Here is an 11,677-nt window from a genome sequence, read left to right on the forward strand (position 1 = left end):
ATACAGAAAAACGGCGCATAAAAGTCCTATTGAAAGTCTGTACAGCCATTTTGCATATGTTTTTGTTTCCATCCGGCATCCCTCCTTCTTACCCTTTATTGTTAGAAATTGGGGGAGGTTTTTATACAATAAAAATAAAAACCGGCTCCCCGGAATAGAGAGCCAGTCAAATACAAAGAATGTGTCTTAAAACATTTTCTTCATTTGTTTACGAAGTCTTTTCATTTGTTTTTGATTCATCATATTTGATCGCTGAGAATAAATCGACGCTGCGATTCCCGCTCCAAAACCAACAATCGATGCAAATGTTTTGTTCAAGAAAGACACCTCTCCCTAGATAAATTGGCGGTCTTCCTCATCAAACAAGTCGTCTAAAGAGCTTAACGATCCATCTTCTTCCACCTGATGAGTATGAATGACTCCTTTGGACAAGGAAAGTTCAATGTAGCATCCCCAGCAATAATACTGGTTGATGCCGATCTTCCCTATATCTTTACTCTGGCAGTTTGGACATTTCATCGTAAGGTTCACCTCTACTTCACCAGCAAAACCGGTGATTATTCCCTACCATCATGTCCATTCAGAGTGAAAAATATACCTGCTCAATAAGAAACACACCTGAACGATATAATTTGTCATACACCGTTCTTATTTAGTGTGAGACATTTTCCTTATTTCATGAGGAGATACTTTTTCCATTGGAGCAAGCCCTTCAAATATTCACTTTACTTTATCTATTCCCCATCTAAAATCAGCCATACGGATTACGTTGTTCGTTCATTACGCAGCAGGCACTTGCTTTCCGAGGGCAGCGAAATCTTGCACGGAAATCATCAGCTGTATTAAAAGAGCTATCATGGTATGAAGAAGCTCCGACCAAAAAAAAACGGAAGAACCTAAGTTCCCTCCGCTTTTCATGAAATAAAGATGTTCAGGTATTTATTGATTTACCAGATCTTCCGCTGTGATTTCATTGGTGTAGTCGATTTCGAAGCCAAGGTCTTTGAGCATTTGGTGATCGGCGGTTTCCTGCTGACCGGCGGTTGTCAGGTAGTCACCTACAAAGATTGAATTTGCCGGATACAGTCCGAGAGGCTGAAGACTGCGGAGATTCACTTCTCGTCCCCCTGAGATCCTGATTTCCTTTGTCGGGTTGATAAACCTCATCAAACACAATATTTTCAAACAATATCTTGGATCGAGTTCATTAGTGCCCTCAAGTGGTGTTCCATCAATGGCATGTAGAAAATTAACCGGTATGGAATCTGCATCAAGTACTTTCAGGCTCCTCGACATATCCACTACATCCTGATGGCTCTCTTTCATGCCTGCAATAATCCCGGAACAAGGGGAAATACCTTGAGCTTTAACGATCTCAACTGTATTCACACGATCATTATATGAATGAGAGGTGGTTATTTGCCCATGGTGAGTTTCGGACGTATTTATATTATGATTGTACCGGTCCACTCCGGCTTCTTTCAGCCTCTGTGCCTGCTCCTCATTTAACAGTCCGAGGCAGGCACATACCTTCATGTTATAGTTTTCTTTAATTTCTTTCACAGCCGCTGCCACTTTATCGACATCTCTGTTTGTCGGCCCGCGTCCGCTCGCAACGATGCAATAGGTCCCTGCGTTTAAATGATGTGCCTTTTCAGCTCCCTTTATCATCAAATCCTTATCGACCATCGCAAATTTCTCGATCGGGGCTTTCGATACGATCGACTGGGAACAGTATCCGCAATTTTCGGGACAAAGACCTGACTTGGTATTTATGATCATATTCAGTTTCACTTTATTGCCATAATAATGCTTTCTGATATGATAGGCACTGTCCAGGAGCTCAAGTAGTTCTTCGTCAGGGCTTTGTAAAATGGCTATTGCTTCTCCGTCGCTGAGTTCTTTCCCCTCGAGAACTTCCCGTGCCAGACTCTTCCAAGACTTCTTCACAACATATCCCCCCAATTATGCAGCACGATTTACGTTTTTGAATGTACTCTTTGACAGAACCGATTTTTCCAGCCGGTGAGCCAATATTCCCGCACACCCTGCTAAAATGATATCTTTAGGAAGCGGGACAACCATCCATGACCATACAAGGCCGTATGTCAGTCCTTCTGGAGCCGAAGCCCAAAGCTTATAAGCTGCATACATCCAATTGGTACCGACTATGTAGTTCACTGCCATCCCGGTCAATGCAGCTATAACATACGTTTTCAATCCTTTATTCTTTTGGACAATCTTACCTGTGATATAGGCGGTGAATATAAACGAAATGATAAAGCCGAATGTCGGGCTGACGATCGAGGAAACCCCTGCTCCGAATCGTGCGAATACCGGTACTCCCACTAAGCCGACCAGTGCATAGACGCCCATGGAAATAGCGCCGATACGACTGCCTAGAATGACTCCGGCCAAAATTGCGAAGAAAGTTTGAAGAGTGATGGGCACTCCGCCGATAACAAGGAATGGTACGAAAGATGTGATGTTTGCACCTACAGCCATAAGTGCAACAAACATCCCAGCCAAGGTCAAATCAATGGTTCGCAGTTTTTTGTTCATTTCTCTTTTCCTCCAAAATAAAAGTTATTTCCTACTAAGAATATCGTTCACCGAGACTTAATGTCAACACAAAATTAAATTCGGTTGACATATAAATCAAAAAAAGGTTAACAAAAGAAACCTGTTAACCTCAATAGTAAAGATTATTCTACTTCCATAAAATCATAAGGGGTGATCCCTTCCATTCCTATCATCGGATCTTCTTTCATCAACATTTCTTCTATGACTGTATTATCAGCAGCCTCTCTTTCTCCCCCGTCATTGACGCTTTCGTCCATAATGAGCGAAAGCTTTTCACTCAGGGTGGTTTTCCGCAGGAAATCATCTTCTCTCTGCACCCCAAGCTTAAATGCATCAAATTCACCACATAGGATAAGAAATTGTTTACTCCTTGTAATTGCGGTGTACAGAAGGTTTCTTCGCAGCATTCGAAAATAACTTTTTACAACCGGCAAGATTACGATGGGAAATTCACTTCCCTGTGATTTGTGAATGGAGCAGCAATAGGCGAGAGTGATCTGGGTCAAATCCTGTCGTGTATATGTGACTTCATTGCCTTCATAAGAGACAATGACCATATCCTGCTTTTCAGTGTTTTCTTTTGCATAGAATATCGAAACGATTTCACCGATATCCCCGTTGAACACATTATTTTCAGGCTGGTTCACAAGCTGCAGTACTTTGTCACCGATGCGGTAATGAACGTCCCCATAGGAGATTTCCTTTCTCGTACCATCATTGCTGTTGAAGATTTCCTGCAGAAGTTTATTCAGGTTGTCTATCCCGGCTGGCCCCCTGTACATCGGTGCAAGAACCTGAATATCCTTTGGTGTATACCCCTTTTTCTTGGCGTTTTCAACTACCTTCCTTACAACTTCGGCAATTTGATCCGTCCGGCAAGGGAAGAAAGAGCGATCCTTCTGCTGCTTCGTCAAATCTGAAGGTACTTGTCCTTTTTTCATATGATGTGCAAGTTCGATGATTGAGGAGCCCTCTTCCTGCCGGTATATGTCCGTCAGTCTGACTGTCGGGACAATCTTGGACCGGAGGAGATCCTTCAATACTTGTCCAGGACCCACCGAAGGCAGCTGATCTTCATCTCCTACAAAGATCACTTGAATATCATCAGGAAGGGCCTTTAACAATTGGTGTGCGAGCCATGTATCCACCATTGATACCTCATCGACGATCAGGAGCTTTCCTTCTATCGCCCGGTCTTCATCACTTTGAAAACCTTCCTGACCGTTCCAGCCGAGCAAGCGGTGAATGGTCATCGCAGGAAGCCCCGTCGATTCAGTCATACGCTTAGCCGCCCTTCCCGTCGGGGCAGTCAACAGCACAGGAAAAGGCTCATCTTTATAGTCTTTCGGGTCGAGCGAACAACCATGGAGATCTGCAAAGAGTTCCACGATCCCATTGATGACAGTCGTCTTTCCAGTACCGGGTCCCCCAGTCAGCAGCAGCATGGGAGACATCAGAGCTGTTTCGATGGCTTCTTTTTGAGACGGTGCATACTGGACTCCGAGCCGGTCCTCGAGAGCACCCAAAGCAAGCAGGAACTCAGATTGAGGGAATTGGTCTTCATATTGTTTTTGGGACAATATATTCTCTATGCTCGTCACAATCCCTTTTTCAGAGAAAAATAGAGAAGGGACATACACCTTTGACCCTTCACCGATCACCTTCTTTTCCTCTTCCAGCGATACCAATTGACCGGAAATATCGGTATACTCAATCTTTTCAGGCTGGCTTTTTTCCAGTAATTCTTTTACCGTCACAATCAGTTCTTCCGCTTCGAGGAACACATGCCCCTGCTTTACACATACCTGTTCCAGTGTATAAAGACACCCTGCCTTGATCCTGTCAGGATGGTTCCCGGTAATTCCAATTTTCGAGCCGAGCTCATCAGCCCTCGTAAAACCGACACCTTCAATGTCCTCCACCAATTTATATGGATTATTCTGAATGATTTCCAGTGCCTGATCTTTATAAGCCTGATAAATCTTCATGGAAATCTGCGGCCCGAACCCCAAGTCATTCAATACAATCATCACACGTTCCAACCCCTGATGCTCAGCTAAAGTATCATAAATGCTTTTCGCTTTATCAGGAGGAAGCTTAGGTACTTCATCCAATACGCTTGGATTTTCAAGAATTTTAGAAATAGCATTCTCACCAATATGCTCGACAATCTTTTCTGCCGTTTTCTTACCGATCCCTTTAAATAAGTCACTTGAAAGATAATGGACAACGCCTTGGGTGGTTTGCGGTATTTCTTTCTTGAAATGGTTTGCATGGAATTGCATGCCAAATTTCGGATGCTCCTGGAAGCGACCGTAAAACACATATGTTTCTTCTTCATGAATACGGGGAAAGTGCCCAGTGATGACCGCTTCTTTTTCTTCATAGGCATGATTCGTTTCATCCACCCTGATCCTGACGACGTTATACAGATTTTCTTCATTATGAAAAATCGTCACAAGATGCCTGCCCTTGATATAAATTTCTTCATCTCCAAAAAGCTTCATTGAATCTTGCTGGCTCAAGGCTTGTGGACCCCCTAACTATTCACTCTTTTCGTTCTTCAATTTCTCGATCATCTTGATTCCATATCCAGCAAGCATATGATCCGGCTGAATTTCGACTGCTTTATTAAAATACTCCAACGCTTTATCCGCATCATCTTTATGACCTGCATAAGCAACACCTAAATTATAATATGCATCCGCATGTTCAGGATCTTGATGTACAACTATGGATAACTGCTCGATTGATTCTTCGTATGCTCCTGCTTGAGCAAGACTCAATCCTAATTGAAAGCGGGCTTCTATGTCCTCTTCATTCAGCTCCACACTGCGCTGAAGGTAAGGAATGGCAAACTTCGGCTGTTCCAGATTCACGAGGCTTATCCCCAGCATGAAGTAAACATCAGCATTTTCCATCCCTTTTTGAACCGCTTTTTCAAATTGACCTTTCGCGGAGTCAAAATCACCTTCATTAAAGTACAAGTTCCCGAGTGAATAGTAAGCTGCTGCTGCATTTTCATCCACTGTGACCGCTCTCTCAAAGAATGATCTTGCTTTATCGCTGTCCCCCACTGACATGAGCACATTACCGAAATTGATGTATCCGACAGGATCTTTCGGATTTTCTTCGATGGCTTCCGTAAACAGCTTGACAGCATCCTCTATTTTACCTTCTTGTAATAACTCGATTCCCTTTAAATTTTTATCCATTTTAAAGCACCTCTATTATGTAGTCTTGAAAAAATCCAGTATATGTGTAATCAGTATAACACACAGTGTACAGGCGGAAAGAACGTAAAGAAAGGACTGTGAGGAAGGAGACATTTACTCGCTTCTTCTCAGTCCTTATACTTCAGTCAAAGACGGCTGTCTTCAGCCGACATATGTCAATTTTTTATCTTCTTTAAAAATGGTATCGATTGTTCCTCCACCCAGGCATTCATCGCCCATATAAAACACGACTGCCTGACCCGGGGTCACTGCACGAAGCGGCTCATCGAATATCACTTTTACCTTACCATCTTCAAGTGGAATGACCTTAACGGAATTGTCCGCCTGACGGTATCGGAATTTAGCTGTGCATATTAATTCTGCCGGTTTTTCCCTGTTTGAGGTCCAGTGAACGTCCGTAGCTATAATGGAATCTGAATACAATGCAGGGTTTTCAAATCCCTGTCCGACATACAATACATTTCGTTCCAGATCTTTACCTATGGCGAACCATGGATCGCCTGCACCACCGATGCCAAGTCCATGACGCTGGCCGATCGTATGATACATCAAGCCTTCATGCCTGCCCATGACTTCGCCGTCCATCGTTTCCATATTTCCGGGCTGTGCAGGCAGGTAGTTGCCTAGGAATTCTTTGAAATTTCTTTCTCCGATAAAACAGATTCCCGTGCTGTCTTTTTTTGCTGCAGTTGCGAGACCTGCTTCTTTTGCAATTTCACGGACCTGCTTCTTATCAATTCCACCGAGTGGGAACATGACTTTCTCAAGCTGTTCCTGCCCCAATTGATTGAGGAAGTAGGTTTGATCCTTATTGTTGTCGACCCCGCGGAGCATTTTATATTCCCCGTCACGGTATTCGACCTGGGCATAGTGGCCGGTTGCGAGATAATCGGCCCCCAGTTTCATCGCATGCTCAAGGAATGCTTTAAATTTGATTTCTTTGTTGCACATGACATCTGGATTCGGCGTCCTGCCAGCTTTGTATTCATCAAGGAAATAAGTGAATACCTTATCCCAATATTGTTTCTCAAAATTCACAGCGTAATAGGGTATTCCGATTTGGTTGCATACGCGAATGACATCGTTATAGTCTTCCGTCGCTGTACATACCCCATTTTCATCTGTATCATCCCAGTTTTTCATGAATATCCCGATCACTTCATAGCCCTGCTGCTTCAATAGCAGAGCCGCTACAGATGAATCCACTCCGCCAGACATCCCGACGACCACTCTCGTATCCTTAGGCTCCTTTATCATTTTACGCCACCTCCTTATTCCTTTCGTTATCTATATTTACGGTGCTTAAGACACTAGTCGTTTAACCACGTTGGCAACTTCATTTGCAGTCTGCACAATCTCTGCTTCTGTATTTCCCAGACCGAAACTGAATCGGATTGAATTCTTTGTTCTTTCGGAGTTCCTGCCAAACATGGCAACCAATACATGCGAGGGTTCGATCGACCCCGCCGTACAGGCTGATCCGCTTGAAACGGCGATGCCCGACATATCCAAATTCATCAGCATCGATTCCACATCTGTGCCGGGAAAGCTTAAGTTTAGCACATGGGGTAATCCGTACTCAAGAGATCCGTTTTCATCAAAATCAACCTCTTTATCTATAAGCGTTTTTCTAAATAAACGCTTGAAACCCTCGTACACTACATGTTTATCCTTCCAGGAACTTTGAGCAAGCTCCACTGCTTTCCCCAACCCTGCAATGGCGGGAACATTTTCTGTACCTGCACGCCTCTTTCGTTCCTGCTCCCCGCCATAAGAACCGGGCTGAAGGTTCACGTTCTTATGGCAGTATAGGAAACCTGCGCCTTTAGGTCCGTTAATTTTATGACCTGAAACAGACATCATATCCACTCCGAGATCGGCCACGTCGATATCCATTATCCCAAATGCCTGAACAGCATCTGTATGAAAATATGCAGTGTGCTTTTTTAAAACCTGTCCAATCTCTTTGATGGGCTGGATTGTACCGACCTCATTATTACCGTACATAATCGTGACCAAAATAGTGTCCTCTCGCATTGCACGTTCTACATCATGCGGGGAGATCCTGCCTGTTTCATCCACAGGCAGGTACGTTACCTCAAATCCTTGTTCTTCTAGGTACTTACATGCATGAAGAACTGCATGATGCTCAATTTGTGTGGTGATAATATGGTTCCCTTTGGATTTATTGGCATATGCCGTACCGATCAAAGCTAAATTATCAGCTTCCGTCCCACCGCTTGTAAATATGATATCATTATAATCCGCCTTGATTCCTCCGGCAATAATTGAACGGGCCAGGTCGACATGGTGACGAGCCGAACGACCAAAAGAATGAATGCTTGATGGATTGCCGAATGTCTCTTTCATCACGGAAGTCATTTCTTCTATTACATCTGGATTCATAGGGGACGTGGCGGCATGATCCATATAAATTCTCTCCATCCTGCAACCCTCCTAGATATAAAACATATAAGCATCGGATCCACCATCATCAGTATGACTGGCTAAATCTTCAATCGTCGTATTATCCAATACATCTTTCACTGCGTCTCGAATTCGGATCCATAACTCCCGCTTCGCTGGCTCCTCATCTTCGATTCCTTCAACGGGACTGATCGGACCCTCGAGAATACGGATGATATCCCCGGCAGTAATCTCGGAAGGTTCATGTCCAAGCACATATCCTCCGTAAGCTCCCCGGATGCTGCGGACCAGTCCTCCATTTCGAAGCGGAGCGACCAGCTGCTCCAGATAATGTTCGGATAGCTCATGCTGTTGAGCAATTGTTTTGAGGGAAGTCGGCCCCTCACCGTGACGTTTAGCCAATTCAATCATAATCGTTAAACCATAACGGCCTTTAGTAGATATCTTCATTTTCCAGCACCTCTTAAGTTCTTATATTAAACTTGATTATATGAGTTATTCGTCATTATTGAATGATGTTTTTATCAGTATTAACCTTTGTCATTATAGCATAATCGTCACTGTACTGTGAAAAGGATGGTTTGCCCTGGCTTCAGATTGAAACATTTCCTTCTAAACTGGCCCTGTGATAAAGTAAAAGTACCCTGAGAACATCAGTTTGGAGAGATTATATATGTCTATTAAACCACTTGCCTTCAAGATGAGGCCAAAGACGATCGATGAGATCATCGGACAGCAGCATTTAGTAGGAGAAGGAAAAATCATTGACAGAATGGTAAAAGCAAAACAGCTTTCTTCCATGATCTTATACGGCCCTCCCGGGATAGGAAAAACATCGATTGCCAGTGCGATTGCCGGCAGTACGAAATATAGATTCAAGACATTGAACGCTGTAACAAATAATAAAAAAGATATACAGATTGTCGCCGAAGAAGCCAAGATGTCAGGAAAGGTGATCCTTCTGCTCGATGAAGTCCATCGGCTAGATAAAGGAAAGCAGGACTTTCTTCTGCCTTATTTAGAAAATGGGATGATCACCTTGATTGGGGCAACCACGAGCAATCCTTATCATGCAATCAATCCTGCAATCAGAAGCAGATGCCAGATTTTCGAGTTGAAGCCGCTTACCGTTGAAGAAATGAAAACCGCTATATCCAGGTCGATCGAAGATAAGGAGCGCGGCCTTGGCGACTATTCCCTCGAAATTTCAGAGGAGGCAGTCGAACACTTTGCAAGCAGCAGTTTCGGGGATGTGCGAAGCTCCCTGAACGCACTGGAGCTGGCTGTCCTATCCACTTCACCTGATGAAGACGGAATGATTCACATTGATGTCGACATTGCAGAGGAATGTTTACAGAAGAAGAGTTTTTCACACGATAAAGATGGCGATGCTCATTATGACGTTTTGAGTGCTTTTCAAAAATCGATAAGGGGCAGTGATGTAAATGGAGCGCTCCATTACTTAGGCAGGCTTGTGGAAGCAGGCGACCTGCCCAGCATTGCCCGACGATTGCTGGTCATTGCGTATGAAGACATCGGTCTTGCTAACCCAGGTGCGGGTCCCCGCACTCTCGCTGCGGTTGAAACGGCTGAAAAAATCGGGTTCCCGGAAGCACGTATACCATTGGCCAATGCCATTATCGAACTATGTCTATCGCCAAAATCCAACTCTGCCATCCTTGCCATTGATGGCGCACTATCTGACATTCGAAAAGGAAAAAGCGGAGAAGTCCCCGATCACTTGAAAGATGCCCATTACAAAGGAGCTTCCGAATTAGGCAGAGGTGTGGAATATAAATACCCGCATGACTACGAATCCGGCTGGGTGGCACAATCCTATCTGCCGGACCGGTTGAAAAATGCCCGCTATTATACTCCCAAGTCGACCGGGAAATTCGAACAGGCCATAGCCGGTATTTATGAGAAGATCAATAAACAAATGAAATAGATACATTTGAGCCGGGTCTTTTATGAGATCCGGTTTTTTTCTGCAGCAAGTCACATAAAAATTGATTCGTTTAACATTTCCTGATTTAATTTGGCTGGAAGTCGTCGACCCGCTTCACCGAAAATGTTCCAAATCAAATTCCCTTACATACACTGATAAAAAAGCCCTCGGAGGTTATGCCGATGATCACCCTTAAAGACGGCTCTTCCACTGCCGGTTTAAAAGGAATATCCCCTGTGCAAGCTAACATCCTGAATGCAATTGAACAGAGCAATATCAAGTATGAATATAATCACCTTAAAGAACTGACTTTTGAATTAAAACTAAGGGAAAGGATCATTATAAACAGCAGAATGCTGAACAGCAATGCCGCTACATTCGCCACATTTCCTAATTCTTCATTCAATCCTTATTATTGGGTCAAGACGATAAGCGGATACAGGTTAAGAGAATCAAGGCGCCCTTCCGCCGCAATTCGGGATATTTTCCAGAATTCCTATTTGTACAGTTTTGAGTGTGTGACCGCCGTCGTTCTGATTTTTTATAAATCCATCCTCGACACAATACGCCCTGAATATTTCGACCGACTGTATTCCCCGATGCTCATATGGGGTCATAATTTCAGTGACGCCATGCACATGGTGACTTATGAGGGGATAGACAATATCCCGGGTGATGTTTATTACTTTTCAAATCCGGATTACCAAGACCCGATCTGGATGGGCGAGAATGCCGTCTATCTGGAGAAGAATCAATACTTCGGTCATGGGATCGGAATCGTCACACATAGTAAAATGATCGAGGCACTGAATACGTTACGAAGGATAAATGCAACACGATCAGCTTTTCAATTGAACCAGACAACCCGGCTTCAATTCTCGGAGCTTTATAAATACTCATAAAAAAAGACGGTCTTCCCAGAGACCGTCTTTTTTCTATATGAGATTGAGATTGCAGAAAAAATGGAACGTCACACTCAAGTATGTCGCTGCAACCGTGCAAAGATCTCAATACTACTAAGCTGCCACATCCCGCTTCTTGAATACAAAGAATGCAAGGAGCTGGAAGATGGCAAAATAAATGATGAGCATAGTGATCGAGAAGCCCATGGTCATCCCATCAACTAGCGGTTGACTGAATCCGGTATACTGTGTTAAATCTGTATTGGCAAACAGGCTGTATTTTGCCCAATCAAACTTCATGGCAAGTAATCCCGTAGCATTTGCTCCCATAAACAGCAGGAATAATGAAATCCCGATAGCGAGTGAAGAGCTTCTGAATACGGTTGAGATCATGAAGGCCATCGTGGCCATCATCGTCACATCGATCGACTTCAATAAGTAGGTTTTGATCAGGTATCCGACAATGTTCTGTTCGACGACTTTACCGTCGATATAAGCAAGATGGACGGATTGGTCTGTGCCACCGAAGAGAATCAGTCCAACCAGGAAGGATACGGCGAAAAGAACTCCAAGCAGCGTCC

The 11,677-nt window shown here is 43.8% G+C and carries 12 protein-coding genes; 2 read left to right on the plus strand and 10 right to left on the minus strand.

Annotation, left to right across the window (positions count from 1 at the left end; genetic code table 11):
- Positions 1-186: 186 nt before the first annotated feature.
- The 9 genes from HP456_RS13630 to cymR all read right to left on the minus strand — a co-directional run bounded on the left by HP456_RS13630 (position 187) and on the right by cymR (position 8,696).
- Positions 187-318 carry a YrzQ family protein gene (locus HP456_RS13630; protein WP_216663281.1) on the minus strand — a complete coding sequence of 44 codons (132 nt, stop codon included), beginning with the start codon at positions 316-318 and terminating at the stop codon, positions 187-189.
- Between the two features lie 15 nt (positions 319-333).
- On the minus strand, positions 334-519 hold the full coding sequence (locus HP456_RS13635) for a YrzR-like zinc ribbon domain (RefSeq protein WP_172251981.1): 186 nt from the start codon (positions 517-519) through the stop codon (positions 334-336).
- Positions 520-939: 420 nt separating this feature from the next.
- Positions 940-1,950 carry a biotin synthase BioB gene (bioB, locus tag HP456_RS13640; RefSeq protein WP_312857763.1) on the minus strand — a complete coding sequence of 337 codons (1,011 nt, stop codon included), beginning with the start codon at positions 1,948-1,950 and terminating at the stop codon, positions 940-942.
- A gap of 15 nt (positions 1,951-1,965) precedes the next feature.
- Positions 1,966-2,562 carry a biotin transporter BioY gene (locus tag HP456_RS13645; protein ID WP_172251985.1) on the minus strand — a complete coding sequence of 199 codons (597 nt, stop codon included), beginning with the start codon at positions 2,560-2,562 and terminating at the stop codon, positions 1,966-1,968.
- A gap of 143 nt (positions 2,563-2,705) precedes the next feature.
- Positions 2,706-5,108 carry an SF1B family DNA helicase RecD2 gene (gene recD2, locus HP456_RS13650; protein ID WP_172251987.1) on the minus strand — a complete coding sequence of 801 codons (2,403 nt, stop codon included), beginning with the start codon at positions 5,106-5,108 and terminating at the stop codon, positions 2,706-2,708.
- Between the two features lie 18 nt (positions 5,109-5,126).
- Positions 5,127-5,798, minus strand: a complete 672-nt coding sequence (locus tag HP456_RS13655) for a tetratricopeptide repeat protein (protein ID WP_172251989.1) — start codon at positions 5,796-5,798, stop codon at positions 5,127-5,129.
- 162 nt (positions 5,799-5,960) lie between these two features.
- On the minus strand, positions 5,961-7,076 hold the full coding sequence (mnmA, locus tag HP456_RS13660) for a tRNA 2-thiouridine(34) synthase MnmA (RefSeq protein WP_172251991.1): 1,116 nt from the start codon (positions 7,074-7,076) through the stop codon (positions 5,961-5,963).
- A 45-nt stretch (positions 7,077-7,121) separates the two neighbouring features.
- Positions 7,122-8,264, minus strand: coding sequence for a cysteine desulfurase family protein (locus HP456_RS13665; protein ID WP_172251993.1), 1,143 nt, complete (start codon positions 8,262-8,264; stop codon positions 7,122-7,124).
- Positions 8,265-8,276: 12 nt separating this feature from the next.
- On the minus strand, positions 8,277-8,696 hold the full coding sequence (gene cymR, locus HP456_RS13670) for a cysteine metabolism transcriptional regulator CymR (RefSeq protein WP_172251995.1): 420 nt from the start codon (positions 8,694-8,696) through the stop codon (positions 8,277-8,279).
- 229 nt (positions 8,697-8,925) lie between these two features.
- On the opposite strand from cymR, the gene HP456_RS13675 reads away from it, so the two are divergent.
- Complete coding sequence (locus HP456_RS13675; RefSeq protein WP_172251999.1) at positions 8,926-10,194, plus strand: replication-associated recombination protein A; 1,269 nt, start codon at positions 8,926-8,928, stop codon at positions 10,192-10,194.
- A gap of 182 nt (positions 10,195-10,376) precedes the next feature.
- Positions 10,377-11,096, plus strand: a complete 720-nt coding sequence (gene tgl / locus HP456_RS13680; protein WP_172251997.1) for a spore coat transglutaminase TGL — start codon at positions 10,377-10,379, stop codon at positions 11,094-11,096.
- A gap of 114 nt (positions 11,097-11,210) precedes the next feature.
- Here the strand turns inward: tgl and HP456_RS13685 are convergent.
- On the minus strand, positions 11,211-11,677 hold a 467-nt coding region (locus HP456_RS13685; RefSeq protein ID WP_512698752.1), incomplete at its 5' end, for a DUF2705 family protein.

This window comes from Bacillus haikouensis, from assembly GCF_013179555.1.
Taxonomy (GTDB): domain Bacteria; phylum Bacillota; class Bacilli; order Bacillales; family Bacillaceae_B; genus Rossellomorea; species Rossellomorea haikouensis_A.

Excerpts from the sequence above, each read along its gene's own strand:
- HP456_RS13635 (WP_172251981.1), bottom strand. The coding sequence starts at position 519 with ATGAAATGTCCAAACTGCCAGAGTAAAGATATAGGGAAGATCGGCATC.
- HP456_RS13645 (WP_172251985.1), bottom strand. The coding sequence starts at position 2,562 with ATGAACAAAAAACTGCGAACCATTGATTTGACCTTGGCTGGGATGTTT.
- HP456_RS13655 (WP_172251989.1), bottom strand. The coding sequence starts at position 5,798 with ATGGATAAAAATTTAAAGGGAATCGAGTTATTACAAGAAGGTAAAATA.
- mnmA (WP_172251991.1), bottom strand. The coding sequence starts at position 7,076 with ATGATAAAGGAGCCTAAGGATACGAGAGTGGTCGTCGGGATGTCTGGC.
- HP456_RS13665 (WP_172251993.1), bottom strand. The coding sequence starts at position 8,264 with ATGGAGAGAATTTATATGGATCATGCCGCCACGTCCCCTATGAATCCA.
- cymR (WP_172251995.1), bottom strand. The coding sequence starts at position 8,696 with ATGAAGATATCTACTAAAGGCCGTTATGGTTTAACGATTATGATTGAA.
- tgl (WP_172251997.1), top strand. The coding sequence starts at position 10,377 with ATGATCACCCTTAAAGACGGCTCTTCCACTGCCGGTTTAAAAGGAATA.